Source organism: Methylobacter tundripaludum, assembly GCF_002934365.1.
Lineage (GTDB): Bacteria > Pseudomonadota > Gammaproteobacteria > Methylococcales > Methylomonadaceae > Methylobacter_A > Methylobacter_A tundripaludum_A.
The window spans coordinates 71173-90108 of sequence record NZ_PTIY01000015.1 but is presented as its reverse complement, the minus strand read 5'-3'; the positions used below and the strand labels follow the sequence as shown (position 1 = coordinate 90108).

At 49.9% G+C, this 18936-nt stretch carries 18 protein-coding genes; 11 read left to right on the top strand and 7 right to left on the bottom strand.

Features of this window, described 5'->3' with window-relative positions; translation table 11 throughout:
* Positions 1-610 precede the first annotated feature (610 nt).
* Positions 611-2848, top strand: a complete 2238-nt coding sequence (locus B0F88_RS16215; protein WP_104424977.1) for a fused MFS/spermidine synthase — start codon at positions 611-613, stop codon at positions 2846-2848.
* A gap of 133 nt (positions 2849-2981) precedes the next feature.
* Entirely contained in the window at positions 2982-5138 is a 2157-nt protein-coding gene (locus tag B0F88_RS16210; RefSeq protein WP_104424976.1) for a zeta toxin family protein, read from the top strand.
* Positions 5139-5207: 69 nt separating this feature from the next.
* On the opposite strand, the gene B0F88_RS16205 is transcribed toward B0F88_RS16210, so the two are convergent.
* The 5 genes from B0F88_RS16205 to B0F88_RS16185 form a co-directional block, all read right to left on the bottom strand.
* Complete coding sequence (locus B0F88_RS16205; protein ID WP_104424975.1) at positions 5208-5462, bottom strand: type II toxin-antitoxin system RelE family toxin; 255 nt, start codon at positions 5460-5462, stop codon at positions 5208-5210.
* Positions 5459-5659, bottom strand: a complete 201-nt coding sequence (locus B0F88_RS16200; RefSeq protein WP_104424974.1) for a hypothetical protein — start codon at positions 5657-5659, stop codon at positions 5459-5461. The genes B0F88_RS16205 and B0F88_RS16200 overlap by 4 nt, the downstream gene beginning before the upstream one ends.
* Positions 5660-5933: 274 nt before the next feature.
* A complete protein-coding gene (locus tag B0F88_RS16195) occupies positions 5934-6947 on the bottom strand; it encodes an NAD-dependent epimerase (protein ID WP_104424973.1) in 1014 nt (337 codons plus the stop codon).
* 45 nt (positions 6948-6992) lie between these two features.
* Positions 6993-7427 carry a secondary thiamine-phosphate synthase enzyme YjbQ gene (locus B0F88_RS16190; RefSeq protein WP_104424972.1) on the bottom strand — a complete coding sequence of 145 codons (435 nt, stop codon included), beginning with the start codon at positions 7425-7427 and terminating at the stop codon, positions 6993-6995.
* A 63-nt stretch (positions 7428-7490) separates the two neighbouring features.
* Complete coding sequence (locus B0F88_RS16185) at positions 7491-8096, bottom strand: MBL fold metallo-hydrolase (protein WP_104424971.1); 606 nt, start codon at positions 8094-8096, stop codon at positions 7491-7493.
* A 230-nt stretch (positions 8097-8326) separates the two neighbouring features.
* Between B0F88_RS16185 and B0F88_RS16180 the strand changes: the two genes are divergently transcribed.
* The 9 genes from B0F88_RS16180 to B0F88_RS16140 all read left to right on the top strand — a co-directional run bounded on the left by B0F88_RS16180 (position 8327) and on the right by B0F88_RS16140 (position 16832).
* Entirely contained in the window at positions 8327-9232 is a 906-nt protein-coding gene (locus tag B0F88_RS16180) for an NAD(+) kinase (RefSeq protein WP_104424984.1), read from the top strand.
* Positions 9216-10922, top strand: a complete 1707-nt coding sequence (gene recN, locus B0F88_RS16175; protein ID WP_104424970.1) for a DNA repair protein RecN — start codon at positions 9216-9218, stop codon at positions 10920-10922. The genes B0F88_RS16180 and recN overlap by 17 nt, the downstream gene beginning before the upstream one ends.
* Positions 10923-10927: 5 nt before the next feature.
* Positions 10928-11959 carry an agmatine deiminase family protein gene (locus B0F88_RS16170; protein ID WP_104424969.1) on the top strand — a complete coding sequence of 344 codons (1032 nt, stop codon included), beginning with the start codon at positions 10928-10930 and terminating at the stop codon, positions 11957-11959.
* A gap of 161 nt (positions 11960-12120) precedes the next feature.
* The gene (locus tag B0F88_RS16165) at positions 12121-13005 is read left to right on the top strand and encodes a carbon-nitrogen hydrolase (RefSeq protein WP_104424983.1); all 885 of its coding nucleotides are present in this window, start codon (positions 12121-12123) and stop codon (positions 13003-13005) included.
* A gap of 203 nt (positions 13006-13208) precedes the next feature.
* On the top strand, positions 13209-14144 hold the full coding sequence (locus B0F88_RS16160) for a hypothetical protein (RefSeq protein ID WP_104424968.1): 936 nt from the start codon (positions 13209-13211) through the stop codon (positions 14142-14144).
* A 3-nt stretch (positions 14145-14147) separates the two neighbouring features.
* Entirely contained in the window at positions 14148-14651 is a 504-nt protein-coding gene (locus tag B0F88_RS16155) for a M48 metallopeptidase family protein (RefSeq protein ID WP_104424967.1), read from the top strand.
* On the top strand, positions 14651-15532 hold the full coding sequence (locus tag B0F88_RS16150) for a fructosamine kinase family protein (RefSeq protein WP_104424966.1): 882 nt from the start codon (positions 14651-14653) through the stop codon (positions 15530-15532). The genes B0F88_RS16155 and B0F88_RS16150 overlap by 1 nt, the downstream gene beginning before the upstream one ends.
* A 303-nt stretch (positions 15533-15835) precedes the next feature.
* Positions 15836-16525, top strand: a complete 690-nt coding sequence (locus B0F88_RS16145; RefSeq protein ID WP_104424965.1) for an O-methyltransferase — start codon at positions 15836-15838, stop codon at positions 16523-16525.
* A gap of 70 nt (positions 16526-16595) precedes the next feature.
* Entirely contained in the window at positions 16596-16832 is a 237-nt protein-coding gene (locus tag B0F88_RS16140; RefSeq protein ID WP_104424964.1) for a TIGR02647 family protein, read from the top strand.
* 165 nt (positions 16833-16997) lie between these two features.
* On the opposite strand, the gene rpoH is transcribed toward B0F88_RS16140, so the two are convergent.
* Both rpoH and ftsX read right to left on the bottom strand, forming a co-directional pair.
* The gene (gene rpoH / locus B0F88_RS16135) at positions 16998-17855 is read right to left on the bottom strand and encodes an RNA polymerase sigma factor RpoH (RefSeq protein WP_104424963.1); all 858 of its coding nucleotides are present in this window, start codon (positions 17853-17855) and stop codon (positions 16998-17000) included.
* Between the two features lie 82 nt (positions 17856-17937).
* A complete protein-coding gene (gene ftsX, locus B0F88_RS16130; RefSeq protein WP_104424962.1) occupies positions 17938-18933 on the bottom strand; it encodes a permease-like cell division protein FtsX in 996 nt (331 codons plus the stop codon).
* Positions 18934-18936: the final 3 nt, after the last annotated feature.

The following is an 18936-nucleotide window of genomic DNA, read 5'->3' as shown; positions in this document are numbered from 1 at the left end:
TAATCTGGTATCTTTGTTCTTGGCTTAGCTGTTTATAGTTTCTCATGCGCTTTCTCGTCTTTGGTCGGATTGAAAAAAGCGTGAAACTATATCAGTTAACCTTTTTCTTTTCCGATTAGTGCCGATTGCACTTATGAGTTGAATCTAAGTATTGTTATATTCCCAGCCAGAATGATGAGCGTTATTTAAGTAAGCAATTGATTTATATTATTTGAAGTGAGTGACGATGCATTTTTGGCGCACGTTGTTTGGTGATGCAGTGACATGGTACACAATGGGAATGATTGAAACAACCGCGCACAGATGGGACACACCCTCTTAAGGATCGTGCATAAATTAATTTAGGCCATTACCATGAAGAGCATGAAGGACATGAAGACTTAAACCTTTCATGCCGCTTCATGTCCTTCATGGTTAAAAAATGAAAAATAAAACTTGTTCAAGTTATTTCATGCACGTTCCTAAGCGGAATAATTCAGCCAAGAGCAAGCGGTGCGTAGATGAACGATTCACGCCGCCTTTTTTAATTTTGAACTGCCCTCTACAGCGGCAAATGCTTTATCATTAAGCCATTAAAAATTAAAAGCCCAAAGGGCTACCTATAAAAATAATGAGCCACCATTCACAAGACACAACCGACCGCAATTTATCCCTGATCTTCCTGTTTGCCGCGACCTTGTTTACCAGTGCGTCGCTGATGTTTGTGCTGCAACCGCTGTTCGGCAAGATTTTATTACCCTTACTGGGCGGCTCGCCTGCGGTATGGAACACCTGCATGGTGTTTTACCAGAGTGTTTTGTTTCTGGGTTATCTTTACGCCCATTATCTTTCTACGCGCTACAGCCGGCACCGCCAAATCCTGATTCATACTGTGGTCATACTGATCAGCTTTCTGGCGCTGCCGTTGGCTCTGCCTGAAAACACCGTCCCGCCGACAGAGAGCAACCCAACCTTCTGGCTGCTCTGGACTTTGTTTCTTGCGATCGGCCTGCCTTTTTTCGTCGTATCCACGACCGCGCCGCTGATTCAAAAATGGTTCGCCCATGCCGGCCACCACACCAGCCATGATCCTTATTATCTGTATGCAGCCAGCAATACCGGCAGCCTGATTGCGTTGCTGAGTTATCCGTTCCTGCTTGAACCCAATATCGGACTGGCTAATCAGAAGAGTTACTGGGGCGTCGGCTATCTGCTGCTTTGCCTGTTGATTGCGGGCTGCGCTTTTGCGCTATGGAAAAACCGGCAAGCGACCGAGCATCAAGATGACATAGATGCCGCCGACGAAAACAATCTCAGCCTTGCCACCAAACTGCACTGGCTGGCTCTGGCCTTCGTGCCGTCCAGCCTGCTGCTGGGCCTGACCAACTTCATCAGCACCGACATTGCGTCGGTGCCGTTGCTGTGGATTATCCCGTTAACGCTGTACTTATTGTCTTTCGTAATCGTCTTTTCCAAATGGAACGACAAAATACATCCGCTGATGGTGAAGCTGCAACCGCTTTTCCTGCTGCCGTTTATCGCCTACGCGTTCATTAATCCGGCCGATTTGCCTTACTGGGCCTACCTGATTTTGCACCTGACCGCGTTTTTCTTTGCGGTGATGGTCTGCCACGGCGAGCTGGCGAAACTAAGGCCGCATACCCGGCATTTAACGACTTTCTACCTGATCATGTCGTTTGCAGGCATGTTGGGCGGCATGTTCAACACCTTTGTCGCGCCGTTTGTGTTCAATGCGGTTTACGAATACCCGATCATGATTGTTGCGGCCCTGCTGCTGCGCCCCGGCCTGAAGCCGTCATTGAACGCCGGATTAGCGTTGCAGGTAATAGCCCCTGCCCTGCTGGTTATTGCCGGTTTAGTTCTTCATGCGGCCGTCGACGATTTACTCCAGTATTTCGACGCCATCGTCATCGGCCTGATAGGCTTGACCTTGTTGACCTATCTGCTCAGGACGCGCCCGGTCGGCTTCGCGTTAATGACCGGCGCGATTATTTTCCTGGCGCTCGGCGTGCATGGCTTGTCCTCGCATACGCTGTACCAGGAACGCAGCTTTTTTGGCGTACTGGCCGTGCGTGACGCCGTGTTGACCGATGAACAAGGCAAGCCCGAACACTATCATGAACTGTTCCACGGCACGACCAAACACGGTGCGCAGCGCCTGGCTGCCAACCTAAGCCAAATACCCCTGACCTATTACAGCCGCCCTGGGCCTATGGGGCAGCTGTTTAAGGAATACGATAATAGCGATCAAAGCTGGAATATCGGCGTAGTCGGACTGGGCGCGGGAGCCTTGGCCTGCTATGCCAAAGACCAGCAAAACTGGACGCTGTACGAAATCGACCCGCTGGTGGTGGACATTGCAGGCAACCCGGCCTATTTCACCTACCTGAGCCAATGCGCCCGCAACGCCGTAATGCGCGTCGGCGACGCCCGCTTGTCGCTGGAAAAAGAGCCGGATCAGCATTTTGATTTATTAATCATGGATGCGTTCAGTTCCGATTCGGTGCCGACTCACCTGCTGACCAAGGAAGCGCTGGAGCTTTATTTCAAAAAACTCAAACCGGGCGGCATACTGGCGTTCCACATGACCAACCGCCATTTGTCGCTGAAGAAAGTCTTGTCGATCAATGCGGAAGCCCTGCATTTGGCCGCTCTGATCCAGGAATTCAAACCGCAACAGGACATCCCGCTGGTGGTTGCGACCGACTGGGTGGTCATGGCAAAACAGGCTGAAACACTGGAACCGCTACGCCTGAGCCGCCTCGGCAACTGGCAAAAAATGCCCTTATACTTCGACATGAAGCCCTGGACGGACGACTTCACCAATATTGTCAGCATTTGGAAATAGGAAAGAACGCTAGTACTCAGTCAATCCTATTTTGACGGGTAAAAGTAAATCCGTTCGTCCTGAGCCTGTCGAAGGATGAGCGGATTTACGCTGAGCTAAACGACATATCAATACCGGCACTAGAGACAAAACAATGCCTCAATTATCAAGCTATGCCCAACTAAAAAAATTACGCACGGTGTTGGCAATCGCGCAAGGGACGAAGCTGTTGTCCACACTGCACAAGGAAGCCGAAGAAACCGTTTCTCATGACCAAGCCAAGCGCGTGACCTATATGACGGAGTTGTTTTCCCGCATTCACCGCGAGATATTCAGCGACTGGAAAGAACAGGCGACCGTCAATCATCGTCCCGGAGCCATGACCGACGCCGCCAAGCGCAAAGCCTTTCGGGAAGCCATCGAATGCCTGGTGTTAAATGATGAGAATAATATCGACAGCGCCGTTTTCGATAAGAACGGTTTTGTGATGCATACCGAAAACATCGGCGAACGCTTGGCGCGGTTTTATCGACAAATGCGCAATGTTCGCCCGTTTTCCTACGGCAACCGCTTGACCCTGGATTTTTTTATGACCGCCTTAGGCAATTTGCCCGCTTTTAAGAGCGTCTATGAACCGGGCATTGATTTCAGGCGCCTGGAATCGACTGATGCGATCTCGCTCCATGATACTCAAAGCTCCCATGAAGCGGTGACCTTGGCTTTTCAGCACGCGCTCGATCCAACGCGCACCCAAAGCCTAAACAACATCGCGAACGGTTACGGCCAATGGCCCGAAAATAAAACTTTCATCTTCGGCATTCCGTTTTTATCGCAAAAAACCGCCGACGGCATTGAATGCCTGGTTTCCGTTAACGGCGGCCTGGTGCCGTTCGCCGGCATTCAAAAAGAACTGTTCCTTGCCGGCAAGCATTTAGCCGATTATCCCCGCAGTGCGGCGGATAATGTGATCGGTTACTTGCCGAACACCGAAGCCTTGCGCGCTCCGGGCAAGCACGACATTGACGGTATCAGCATCGATGCCGACGGCGCAGCGCCGTTATTTTGCCTGGATATTAATTTATTGACCGGCTTGCGCTCGCCCGCGCATACCGAGTTGATGGAATTGTTGCGCCGGTGCGCAGGCAACAAGGCCGGCATTTTCGATTTGGTAAGCCAAAACGGTTTAAAAGACGCCCTAATGCTGGCCTCCGATGGCGATGAGCGCCTGGCGCGGGCGGTGGAGATTGCCTATGACCGCTTAAGCGTCATCATTGAAAAACTGGAACTGGCGAAACAGGCGATTTTTGCAGGCAAAACACCCGATCCCCAGCCCAAGTTATTTATGTCGATGGGCGGCGCAGGCTCCGGTAAAACGGCGGTCGAAGAAATTGCCGCCGCCCAATGCGGCGATAATTTCGTGATTACGTCATTGGATGAATTCCGCAAAATAAGCGACTTATATCAGGTGCTGACTGCCGCCAGCCACCATAGCGATGATTATGTCTACGTCGAACCGTTTGCGACCCGTCTGCGTAGCTTAGTCGCGGAACATGCCATCGCACACGGCTTCAACATTCTTTATGACGGCACGGGTATTCCGTACAAACCGCGCTACACCGCCATCGTCGAACAATTCAAAGCGGCGGGGTTTCAAACGCAAATTACCGCAGTGGATGCGTTCCTGGTAAAACCCGAAGGGCGTGAAGACGAATTACCGCGTTCCGCGGTGGTATGCAGCGTAAAACAACGCTTTGAACAAACCGGACGCGCGTTGCCGTGGGTGGTCACAATCGATAAACACATTCGCGCCCCCGATTCTTTTCTGACCGCGCTGCAACACTCGGCGTTGGAAAAAATATCGTTATTCGCCAATGACGGCGACCGCGACAAACATTATTTAGTCGCCGAGAGTTTCGACTTAAACGATGAGGACATTCGCGCCCTGCACCGCAATCAGTTATCGAGCAGCTTGAGCAGCCACTTTAAAACCATTATCGAACGACATCCGCAGTCAGTTTTAAAGAAATTGGCCAATGATGATGCGGACAGCATCGAACAATGGCTAAAACGCAACCCCGTGTTTAAAGAAAGCAATGTCGGTTATCAAATTTATCGCACCCAAAATCACTATCGGGGCTTGTTGATTTATAACGTGCGCCGCATGGCGGATTTTATCGAAAAACGCCAACTCAATCCTAATGCCTCAGGCGAAGAAGGCTTATTGCATAAATCGGAAAATCTTGCCTTCCACGTTGACCCGCAAGCCAAAGAAGCCTGGATTACCCGATTGCAGGATGCGCCGTTGCCTTAATTATTGAGGGAGCGGGCTGACGACGGGCAAGCTGACAAGCCGTAGGGTACGCGTGCGTACCTTTAGGCATTAGGCGATGATTTTGTCATAGTCGGCATGAGAGCCGATCCAAATCCACTGAATCCCGTCTGGAGCATCAATTCCAATAGCGCGGTAGTGCTGCCCTACACGCACCGACCACAGTTCTTCAATGCGTTTCAACTGTAGAGATGGATGACGAGGGTTTTCTTTAAGCAACTCGTAATTTTTATCAGCAAGCTCTCGAATTTCGCCAGGAAGCTTCCCGTACAGTATCCAGAAGTCCGATGAGGTGTAGTGCTTCAAAGTTCGCGGGCCTTTCCTTGAGCAAATTCTTCTCGCGCTTTCTCAACTAGCCGTTTAAATTTCCCGGCTTGAAAATCCGATTTAATCTGCTTATCCCAGATTTCGTTTTCAAGTTCAAAAAACCAGTCTCGAAACTTTGAGAATTCTTCTTTAGGTAGGTTGCGAACGCGGGTTTCAAGCTCTTCAACTTCACTCATGTTGGTAGCTCCTTATATAAAATCAGGTAGGGTGCGCCACCGCGCACCATTTACGAATGCCGGAATGGCCGGGCAATTCTAACGCATTTTAATAGTCAATCCATGTCGAATATCAAGATTTCCAGCCAAGTAGAGCGTACTCTACGCGTCAGGCTCGAAGCCTCAGGCGGGCTCTGCTTCTCCGTCTTCCGCCCGGTGATCATCAGGGGATTTTATCTGTGGGATCGGATAAAATCGAGATATAAAGCAGGGCAACAGCTTTTCGTTGCCCGACCTACAAATCTACCCAGTAAAAATCCTTATACCACTCAACAAAATTCCTAATACCGTCTTCCAGCTGCGTGACGGGTTTATAGCCCAAATCACGCGCTAAATCCGAAATGTCCGCGTAGGTATCGGGCACATCGCCCGGCTGCATGGGCAATAAATTCTTGGTCGCCGTTTTGCCCAAACATTTTTCCAGCGCTTCGATGAACGCTAACAAATGCACCGGATTATTGTTGCCGATGTTATATAAACGGTAGGGGGCAAAGCTGGTCGCCGGATCAGGGTTTTCACTCGACCAGCCGGCATCCGCTTGGGCCGGTTGATCGATAACCCTGACTACGCCGTCAACGATGTCATCTATATAGGTGAAATCGCGGCGGTGATTACCGTAATTAAACACGTCTATCGCTTTACCCTCAAGGATGTTACGGGTGAACCTGAACAACGACATGTCCGGCCGTCCCCAGGGGCCGTAAACGGTAAAAAAACGCAGGCCGGTGGTCGGCAGCTGATAAAGATGGCTGTAGGTATGCGCCATTAATTCATTGGCTTTTTTGCTGGCCGCATAAAGGGAAACAGGATGATCGACATTGTCATGGACGGAAAACGGCATTTTGGTATTCGCGCCGTAAACCGAACTGGATGACGCATAGACCAAATGCTCGACCTCGCACTGTCTGCACCCTTCCAGTATGTTGATGAAGCTGACTATGTTTGAATCGATATAGGTATGCGGATTGGCTATCGAGTGCCGCACACCTGCTTGAGCCGCCAGATGCATGACGCGTTGAATCTTCTCCCGGACAAAAAGATCTTCCATTGCATTTTTATCCGCAATTTCAAGCTTGATGAATTTAAACCGGTCATAGCTGCGCAAGCGTTCCAGCCTTGCCAGTTTCAAATTAACATCGTAATAATCGTTAAGATTATCTATGCCGACAACCTCGTCGCCCCGCTCCAGCAATTTCAGGCTCAGGCTTGAACCTATAAACCCGGCGGCGCCTGTTACTAATATCTTCAAAATGCTCTCTCAATGTCCTGAACTATTGACTACCAACCGCCAGGTCTACCCAGTGGCTTTAGCCTGTCCTTGTATAGTGGCTACGATACGCCTGCCGCCGCCCCGGTTGCGGTGCTCGCACAAGTAAATGCCTTGCCAGATCCCTAAGTTAAGCTTGCCATCGGTAATCGGAATACTGCAACTGGAACCCAACAGGGTGTTTTTGATGTGGGCCGGCATGTCATCGTCGCCTTCATAGGCATGCTTATAATAAGGTGCGCCTTCCGGCACAAATCTATTAAAGTGGCTTTCCAGATCCTGGCGCACCGTCGGGTCCGCATTCTCATTAACCGTCAACGACGCCGAAGTATGCTTGATAAAAAGGTGCAGCAATCCGCACTTGACGGCAGCCAATTCGGGAATAACGCTCAGGATTTCACCGGTGATCAGGTGAAAGCCCCGGCTTTTTTCCGGCAATGAAAACTCTTTTTGTACCCACATTAACAAAACCCGCTGTATGTCTTAAGACGCCGCCAAGCGGCATATTGTAGAAGAAAAAGTCACCTATTGGTTCAACGATCTTGCCAGACGGTGCAAGGCTTCGCCGCCGTGATTGAACAGCGGCCAACCGTCTCCGGTTAAAACGGCTTTAATATCGGGCAAATCGGCGATGCGTTTGACCGATTGAACGGCCTTGGCTTTATCCTTCAGCTTTTCGTCCGGCAACATGCACAATTCGCCACCGATATGGCAGCGGATTAAATCCCCGGTTATCAACGTGCTGTGCTTCAAAAGCAAGGCCAATTCTCCCGGCGTTTTAGAACCGTTAAGCTGGTACGCTACCAGCCCCGGAACGATTTCTTCCTCATCGTGAAGCCAGCGGGCGCATGCCAGCGGAAAAGTTTCTTCCTCGGCTGCCGGCCCGTAAATCGCAGCACCGGTCACCTCGGCTATATGTTCGGCGTCGCGGCAATGGTCGCTGTTGGTGATCACGATAAAACTGACCCCGCCCAGGCTTTGCAGGTGACTGTGATCGTGTTCGGACATCGGCAACGGATCGATCAAGACATTACCGTCCTCGCGTACCCAAAGCACGCTATGAAAATCGAGGTTGCGCTCCCGATTGAATTCCGACCAGCCGAACAGGTCTTTTCTGTGCAATAGTTTCATTGTTAATCCCCTTAATTAATAATTTCACACCGGCCTTACAGTCTTCACAGCTTTGCCAACCGATTCCATCAAGCCGTTTACATAGATTGTGTCTATTGTTGAAAAATATCAAGTTAAAAGGCAAAACCGCGCCGCACGGCATCCGAAATATCCGGGGAATCAGTAATACTCGTTGGCTTGCCTGGGATTTTTTGTATAATCAAATTCATTTCATGATTGTTATCCAAACAATGCAGACTCCTTTTGAGACCATCGGCATCATAGGCAAACCCAGCGACCCAAGCATAGCCGCGACGTTGACCTCGCTGCATGCTTTTTTAAAGCAACACCGGTACACGGTCATTGTTGCAAAAGACAGCGCGCATTTTATTGGCAATCCGTCCGTTAAATCCTGCTCCATAGACACACTGGGCCGGCATTGCGACCTGGTTATCGCCGTTGGCGGCGACGGCACTTTTCTTGCCGCCGCCCGCGCGATTGTCGAATACGATATTCCGTTGATCGGCATCAACCTGGGGCGTCTTGGCTTTCTGGTGGACATATCGCCCGACGAGCTGTCCGATAAGCTGATTCATATCCTTCAAGGCCATTACACGGAGGAAAAACGCTATTTATTGCGCACCAAGATCATCCGTGAAGGGCACGTTATCCACGAAGAAACCGCCGTCAATGAAGTGGTCGTCCACCGCTGGGTAACGCCCAGCATGATAGAGATCATCACCAAAATCGATAACGTATTTTTAAATTCCCAGCGCTCCGACGGCCTGATTATTTCCACGCCGACCGGATCGACCGCTTATTCCCTGTCCGCCGGCGGGCCGATTTTGCATCCTGCGTTAAACGCGCTGGTACTGGTGCCGCTTAATCCCCATACCTTGTCGAACCGGCCTATCGTAATCAACGATTCGGCTGAAATTGAAATCAGCTTTTGCCAGACCAAACAAATCAACGCCTTGGTGACTTGCGATCATATTGAAATTCCCGAAGTTTTAATCAGCGACAAGATTTTGATAAAGAAAGAACCCAAACCGATTAGAATTTTGCATCCTGAAGGCCATGATTTCTTTCATATCCTCAGGGAAAAATTAAACTGGAGCAGTGGTTACCACACAGACAATCATGCTATTGAACCTTAATATCATCGACCTCGCCGTCGTTAAATCACTGGATCTCGACCTGGAAAAAGGCATGTCGGTGCTGACCGGCGAAACCGGGGCAGGCAAGTCCATTTTATTGACCGCGTTGGGACTCGCCTTGGGCGACCGGGCCGATTCGGGCTATGTGCGCCCCGACAGTAATCGCGCCGAGATTAACCTGGAATTCGATTTGGCCGATGCGCCGCTGGCGCAGCAATGGTTGAAGCACAACGAGCTGGATGCCGATCACCAATGCCTGATCCGCCGCGTTGTAAATAGCGACGGCCGCTCCAAAGCATACATCAACAACCGCCCTGTCACCCTACAGGCCTTGCAGGAGCTTAGCGAAAAGCTGGTCGAAATTCACGGCCAACATGCGCACTTGACCCTGCTCAATGCCGACGAGCAACGCCGCCTGCTGGATGTCTACGCAAAAAACCAGCCTCTGCTGGACAGCGTCAATGCCTGTTACCGGGAATGGCACCAGACCAATAAAGAGCTGGCAAGCCTGATTAAAGCCGGCGTCGACCAAACCGAACGCGAAGAATTGCTGCGCTACCAGATTGAAGAATTGCAGCAGCTGGATCTGGCGAATTTCAGCTATGCCGAGCTTTCCGAAGAGCACGGCAAGCTGGCCAATCTGGGGCAGATATTAATCACCGGACAGGCTCAGGTCGACCTGCTGTATGAAGACGACCGGCAATCGGTCAATCAAATACTGAACCACAGCCTGGTCGAATTAAACTACATTGCCCAATTTGCGCCCGAATTAAACGAAATCTGCACCATGCTGTCCGAAGCCCAAATTCAGGTCGAAGAGGCGTCGCTGCAATTGCGCCGTTTTCTCGAATCGCAAGAGGCCGACCCGCACCGCCTGCAAGAATTGGAAAACCAGCTCGGCATTATTCACAACCTCAGCCGCAAACATCACGTTACCCCGGACGAGCTGCCGGAACTGGTCAGCAAGCTTGAACAGGAACTCGACGGGCTGACTCACAGCAGCGAGCGCATCGAGACCTTAACCGCAAGCGCCAAGCAATTGCACGACCAATACCACCAACTGGCCGCCGAATTGTCCGGGCAACGCCTTCTTAGCGGCAAAAAACTGCAACAGCAAATTTCAGCGATGATCAAGGAACTGGGCATGCCGCAAGGCGAATTTCTAATCGACATAGGCACGCTGGATAGCGAGTCCCCCAAACTGAACGGCAAAGATAAAATCGAATTCCTGGTCAGCGCCAATCCCGGCCTGCCAGCAAAACCACTGGCTAAAGTGGCTTCCGGCGGCGAACTGTCGCGCATCAGCCTCGCGATTCAAGTCACCACGTCCAGTGATAAAACCACCCCGACCATGATTTTTGATGAGGTAGACTCAGGCATAGGAGGAGGCATTGCCGAAATCGTCGGACAAAAACTGCGCAGCTTAAGCCATAACCGGCAAGTCATGTGCGTCACCCACCTTCCACAAGTCGCTGCACAAGCGCACCACCATCTCTACGTTGAAAAGAACAACCAAACCGATATTACTTCTTCCAATGTCCGGTTACTGGAAACCGAAGAGCGCGTTGAAGAAATCGCCAGAATGCTCGGCGGCGTCAATATCACCGCCAACACCTTGGCGCATGCTAAAGAAATGTTGCTCCACTCAAATTTCGACAAACAACCGGAACATACAATTACAGGAAACTAAAACTTATGAACAGATTTCCAGCAGAATGGGAAAAACAATCCGCTGTTTTAATCGCGTGGCCGCATAAAACCGGCGACTTTCGTAATCTTGAAGCCGTAGAACAATCCTACAGCGTTATAGCCGACACCATCAGCCAATATCAAAAACTGCTTATCGTATGCAGGGATGACAGCCATCAGCAGCATATCCAGACCTTGATCAGCAAGCCCGACAATATCGACTTCATCCACGCCGCTGTGAATGACATCTGGGTCAGGGACACCGTTTTTCTAAGCGTCGAAAAAGACGGCGCCATCACGCACATGAACTTTCTGTTCAACGGCTGGGGCGAGAAATACTCGCACCAAAACGACAACGCTCTCAATCATAAGCTGCTGAACGCCAAACCCTTTAAAGGCGCCAGCCATACCGACGTGGACTTTATTCTGGAAGGCGGCAGCGTCGAGAGCGACGGCATAGACACCATCCTGACCACCAAACAATGCCTGTTAAACCCGAACCGTAACAAAGGCCTGAGCCAACAAGATATAGAACAGCAACTGCTTCAGCATCTTGGCGCAAAACGGGTATTCTGGCTGGACCAGGAAAACCTGACCGGCGACGACACCGATGCCCATATCGATACCCTGGCGCGCTTTTGCTCCGCCACCACCATCGCCTACACCAGCTGCGACGACGCCGATGACCCGCACTACACCAGCCTGAAATTCATGGAAACGCAACTACAGGCACTGAGAACTCATGATGGCGATGTCTATCATCTGGTGCCGTTGCCGTTGCCGAAACCGATTTACGATGAGGACGGGCAGCAACTCCCGGCCAATTACTCCAACTTCCTGATCATCAATCGCGCCGTCATGGTGCCGGTTTACGGAGACCCGATGGATGCGGTTGCGTTGGAACGTTTGGCCGGTTGTTTTCCTGGCCGCGAGATCATCGGCGTTCCATGCCAACCCTTGGTGCATCAGTACGGCAGCTTGCACTGCATGACTATGCAGTTTCCTGAAGGGGCTCTGGGAGCGCGCGCTGCGGTTTAAACGAAAGCCCCATACATTCACATCGATCTCACGCTCCGGCGTGGGATCGGCTCCGGCATCGCGTTCGTCCCATTTTCACAACGAAAATGCAGTTTGGTTATTTACTGTCGCTAAATCGTTATAAAATAACGCCCATTAAAAACCATTACACTCTCCCAATCATGAAATCGACATTACTCGTTAGCGCTGTTCAACAGCCCTGCAATGCAGACAGACAAACCAACCTTGATTTTTCCATAGCCAAAATCCATGAGGCAGCAGCCGGCAATGCCGACTTGGTGGTATTGCCCGAACTGCATCTGGGACCGTATTTCTGTCAGAGCGAAGACTATAATAACTTCGATCTCGCCCAGCCTATTCCCGGCCCGGCCACTGAAATTCTGTCCGCTGTGGCTAAAAAGCTGAACATCGTCATCGTCTCGACCATCTTTGAAAAAAGAGCGCCTGGGCTTTATCACAATACCGCCGTTGTTTTCGACAAGGACGGCAGCATTGCCGGTAAGTACCGGAAAATGCATATCCCCGACGACCCGGGTTTTTATGAAAAATATTATTTTACGCCCGGCGATTTGGGCTTTAAGCCGATCGAAACGTCTATCGGCAAGTTAGGCGTATTGGTGTGCTGGGATCAATGGTACCCTGAAGCAGCCAGACTGATGGCTTTGGCCGGTGCCGAATTATTGATTTACCCGACTGCGATAGGCTGGGATCCTGAAGATACTCCCGAAGAGCAGCAACGCCAATTGAATGCCTGGATTACCATTCAGCGCTCCCATGCGGTCGCCAACGGCATTCCGGTCATTTCCTGCAACCGCATCGGCTTTGAACAGGCGCCGGACTCGGCGTCCGGCATCAACTTCTGGGGCAACAGCTTTATCGCCGGACCGCAGGGAGAAATCATCGCCAGCGCGGATGATTCCGAAACCCAACTGCTAAGTTGTACGATTGATAGAGCTCGAGCCGAGCGGGTCAGGCAAATATGGCCGTTCCTGCGTGACCGCCGAATCGATGAATTTGGCGACTTGACCCGGCGCTTCATCGATTAAAGCACTATCGCAAAATAAACCGCCATTCAGCCGCCAAATAAAAAAATAGAACGCTGATAATTATGATTAAATAAGGTTACAAATCATTGCGCGATTCAACTCTCGCCTTTAAATCTGTGCCCATCATATTCATCTGCGTCATCCGTATTTCATTGTGTTTGATGGCGCTAAATAGTTACCGGAAATTTAATCGTTGAGGCGCTATGCATACATCAGACAGTTCGGATGTTTTCAATCAAATACATATTGATGTTGCACGTAATGCGACCGACGATTTCAACCTGTTCCACGACAGGAACAGGTGGCTGCGCATCAATCACAATCCGTTCCAGGGCCCGATTGCACTCGGGTTTCAATTGGAATCATTGCTTGAGCACAAGATTTTTCTTTATCGCAAGCTGCATAATGAAAATGCGCTGATCAGCGACAGGAACCTGCGTTTTAGCAACTACCAGTTTTCTTTTGTTAACGCGGTCAAGCCCGGACAAGTGGTATCGGTCGATATAAAAAAATCGCAATTTACGGAAGAACCGGAAACGGTTCTCAGCAACAGGGTTACCGTTAAATCCGGCGGAGCATTGGCCTTGCTGGGCTACAAAAAAGAATCCAAATTTGCATTAGTTCTGCCCAACCCCGATATTCCGCAGTTTGGCGTACTGAATCAGCACCCCGACCGGTCTTTTATATCCGGCAGCAGTTATTTCCTGAAACGAAAATTCATCACAACCAGCAATGCCAAAAACTTTTTATGCGGCTCCCTGGTCGATCAGGATGCTTTTTTCGATCCGTTCAACAATAAAGCCATATTCCCTGAAATATTCCCATGCAGCCTTATATCCAGCGCCTTGCTGGAAAAAGCGGTTATAGAAAAACATGATTTTGAACGTAATCCGCTGGTGTATATGTCGCATAAAATCAGCATTGATCGCACCTATCTGGCTCAACTGAAATCCGGCGATGCGCTGTATATACTAATCAGGCAAATCCCGCCGGAATCCAGGAAGGAAGGCATCGGCCGCACGATAGACTCGCCTTATCACTACGAATGTTACGGTCTGCTGGAAGATAAAACAGTGCTTTACCGGGCGCTGATCTCGCTCGCTCCGTTAGAGCAAATACTGAAATCGCTAAAGCAATAAGTTATGCCAGAATTAAAATATCTACTCGGCTACCCTGAACAGGTAACCGATCAGGTCCGCCTGTTGATCGACAAGGACAAGCTGGGCGAAACGCTGCTAAAAAAATATCCGCTTGCCCATACGATCAGGACCGATAAGGCGCTTTATGCTTATACCGTTGACCTTAAGAATGCGTTGCTGAAGCAATCCCAACCGCTCAGCAAAGTGATTTATGATGACAAAATTAAAGATCTTCATCATGCCTTGGGCCTGCATACTTTTATATCCAGGATACAGGGCGGCAAACACAAGGCAAAAAACGAAATCCGGGTGGCCTCGCTGTTTAAGAATGTGCCGCTGGAATTTTTAAGGATGATTGTCGTGCATGAACTGGCGCATTTAAGAGAGAAGGACCACAACAAGGCGTTTTACAAACTATGCCTGCACATGGAACCGGCTTATCATCAGTTTGAACTGGATATGCGGCTTTATCTGACTCACTTGGATTTATCCGGCAAGCTCTACTGATGAATTGGCAGGCCATTGCTCAACAAATAGAATCAGCAACCGGGCAGCCTTTCCGCTTGCTGGCGGCCGAGCCGCTGGCGGGCGGCTATATTAATGCGGCTTACCGGTTACTGGCGGAAAACCAAAGCTTTTTTGTCAAGCTGAACCGCCCGGAACAAGTCGCGATGTTCGAAGCCGAAGCCTCCGGTCTGCAAGCTCTGGCGCAAGCTCAAGCTATCCGGGTACCGGAACCGATTGTTTGCGGCCAAACAACCGATCATGCCTTTTTGGTGCTTGAGCATATCCCTTTAAATAGGTTGTCCACCCGCTCGGAACAGTTGCTGGGGCAACAACTCGCAGAGCTGCATCGGCAAAAACAGCCCTATTTCGGTTGGCATAGGGACAACACCATCGGCAGCACCGCTCAAATCAACGGCCGTTATGACGACTGGATCAGCTTCTGGTCCGTACAACGCCTGGAACATCAGTTAAAACTGGCGGCCGCCAAGGGGTATGGCGGCAACTTGCAAACTCTGGGCGAAAAGCTCTGTACGAATTTAAAGCCGTTGTTTTCCGGCTACCGGCCGCAACCGGCTTTGGTGCATGGCGATTTATGGGGCGGCAATGCCGCGGCAGACGATCAGGGCAATCCGGTCATTTACGATCCGGCCTGCTACTTCGGCGACCGGGAAACGGATTTGGCGATGACCGAGTTATTCGGCGGCTTCGGCCCTGCCTTTTATCAGGCCTATAAAACCGTTTATCCGCTGGATCCGGGCTATGCCCGAAGAAAAACGCTGTACAACCTGTACCATATACTCAATCACCTGAACCTGTTCGGGCGAAGCTATCTGCATCAGGCGGAAAATATGATCGCTACATTATTAAAAGCAGTGGAATAGGCAAACCGCTTAATTTTCATTCTCGAAAAAAATCCCATTTTTGACATAAACGCTGCATAATCAAACCTTTCATATTGCGACTGAGTACCGGTGAGTCTCACTCTATCAGCACGGCAAATTTTTTCCTGGTCTACACAACTTAGGATTACCAAGCGTTAACACATGAATTTTTAGCCATTCTTACCGATATTCCGTGGGTTGAGTTGTTTTAGCCCTCGCCTTTTTAAATCACAACCCGCCTTTCGTACCTGATACACGGGTAACGGAGGTCAACTCCAACAGCATACACATGAGGAACAGCTAATGGCCGACATAAAATCCCCAACCGTTTTAAATCCCGGCATATTAATCCCGGTCAACCCGGCCATTGAGAATTATATGCACGGTTTGCTGCGGCACACCGATCATCCGGTGTTGACCGAGATGGAAGCGCTGGCGCAGAAAAACAACTTCCCTATCATTGGCCGCTTGGTGGGAGCGTTTATCGAATCTCTGGCCAAAATGATCAATGCCGAACAGGTATTTGAATTCGGCAGCGGTTACGGTTATTCGGCGTATTGGTTTGCCAGAGCGGTCGGCTCAAAGGGCCGAGTCATTTGCACCGACGCCGACTTTCTGAATCAGGAAAAAGCCGAACAATATCTCAGCGCCGCCGGGTTGTGGGATCGAGTCGATTTTCGCGCAGGCATGGCTCAGGACGTTTTTGCCCAGACTAAGGGGGTATTCGACATCTGCTACAACGACGTCGACAAGGGCGATTATCCTGAGATTTGGAAGCTGGCTAAAGACAGGATTCGCCCCGGCGGGCTGTATATCGCCGATAATGTGCTGTGGCGCGGCCGGGTCGCAGTGGAAAACCCTAGCGATATTTTCCCCGGCTGGACTGAAGCGATTATGGAACACAATGAATTAATTTTTAACGATCCTGAATTTGACACGTTTATCAATCCGACCCGTGACGGCGTGATTGTTGCCAGAAAGAAGACGGCGTAAAAAAAGATACTCCTTCTTTATAAATAGCATTATGCTAGCGTCTTAAATCAATGAATCATGAGAATTTACTATGCCCTATACCCAAGATATTGTAGAAGAACTGAACATTCTGGTTCGCTACAATCTAACCACCACGCAAGAAGGAATCAAAGTACATAAAACCGCTTCACCGGAAACCATCGCCGCCACCCGCCGGCTATTCGAAAAAGGCTTGGTCTCGCAGGAAGACGGCGGCTATCTGACCAATCTCGGCCTTGAAACGGCGAAACAGGCCCAAGCGGTTCTTGACATACTCAGGCCGCTGTAAAAATCGCCGTTACCGTTGCCTCACCAATCTGTCTGGGGCAGATTTGCATTTACGTCGCAGAACAACCCGGCGTGAAACCATAAGGCAATAAAAAAGGCTTAACGATTTAATCGTTAAGCCTTTTTTGCTTTTCGGCCGTTCGACAAGGACGAACGGATTTACCAATCAAGCGGCCAGTTCAACCGCCGCTCTCAATTTTTTCATCGCATTTTGCTCCAACTGCCTGATTCTCTCGGCTGACACACTATAACGTGCGGCAAGCTCATGTAATGTGGCTTTTTCATCGGACAACCAACGGCTTGAAAGAATATCCAAACTGCGTTCATCCAGCTCCGCCATCGCATCCGCCAGCAAATCCTGCTCATGGCCTTCCCAATCGGAGTTCTCAAGCAGTACAGCAGGGTCTGCACCATGCTGGTGAAGATAGCTGGCCGGGGCAACATAGGTTTCTTCGCTTGACTCATCGACCGGCATATCAAACGACGTATCGTGGCTGCTCAGGCGTTTTTCCATTTCGTAAACGGCGCTTACATCGACATCAAGATCTTTTGCAATCGCCGTCGCTTCGTCATTTGATAACCAGCCCAAATCCGACTTCGATTTACGCAAATTGAAAAACAACTTACGCTGCGCCTTGGTCGTCGCAACTTTTACGATGCCCCAGTTTTTGATCACATACTCATGAATTTCGGCTTTAATCCAATGTACGGCGAAAGAAACCAAACGCACACCAACATCAGGATCGAATCGTTTAACGGCTTTCATCAAGCCGATATTGCCTTCCTGAATAATATCCGGCATGGACAAGCCATAACCGCTATAACCTCTGGCAACGTGAATCACAAAGCGCAGATTGGTCATCACCAATTCGCGTGCGGCTTCCAAATCGCCGTTATCTCTGAATTTTAAAGCTAACTCGCGTTCCTGTTCTACCGTCAATTTAGGCATTTGCCTGACGACATTTAAATAGGCATCAAATGTTCCAACCGATAAATTAACCGGTAAAGCTAAAGCATTGCTCATTGAACCCCCTTGTAAGAAAACTTTTTCCGAATTCTAGCACTCTAAAAGCAAGAGTGCTAATAATTTTATCAGCCCCTGTTTTCTACTCGGGTTTTAGCTGCCGAAGCTGGAAATGAAGCACGATCCATGAACCCACGACACCCAGTACCGATGAAATGACCAACAATGCCAGCGTTTCGGTAAAGCCTAAAAACAGCACATGAAAACCGTCGTCATAAAGCCCGGAAAGCCTTTCGATCGGTTGTTTTAGAATCAGCATGATCGTTGTGACAATAAACCATGCAGCCACACCGGAAAAAAAACCGATCCAAAAACCGCCGTATAAAAACGGCCTATGAATAAAACTATTGGTCGCGCCGACCAGTTTGGCGATCACGACTTCATCGCGGCGATTATGCAATTCAAGGCGTATGGTATTGGCCGTAATAAACAACACGCCGGCCCCCAGCAATAAACTTAATATGGTAACGCCGCACCGCGCCACGTCCATAATCGACTGCAGGCGCTTAACCCATTGCATATCCATCTGGGCAAAATCAACTTCCGTCGAGCGCTTAAAATCATCAAGCAATGTTTCAAGAACCAGCTCATTTTTCAATGAATTTTTGGGCAACACCTGAATGACAACAGGCAGCGGGTTTTTTTCCAGCGCTTTTACCGCGTCACCGAATCCGCTGTAGGTCTGAAACTCCGCCAGCGCCTGCTCCTTGGTGATTACTTTGACGTCCTGAATATCGGGATTTTGCCTGATGGTATTAGCAAACTTATTTGCCCTTGCCTCTGAGATTTCATCTTTAAGAAATAATGAGATTTGATTGCTGGCTTCCAAATTACCCGCCAACTGCTGAAGATTCGCCACCAGGATATAAAATCCGCTGGCCAGCGAAATCGCAATCGCCAACACCGTTATCGTCATCGCAGACGAGAATCGCGACGCGACTAATCGGCCAAGACTTGAAAACAATGCATGGGCATGGAGATTCCGATAGGCGTGGAATTTATCGACAAAATTACCGCCGGAAATTTTGGTTTGCCAGCGCGGCTCCTGTTTACCCGGTTTCTTATTCACCTGTTTCATAAC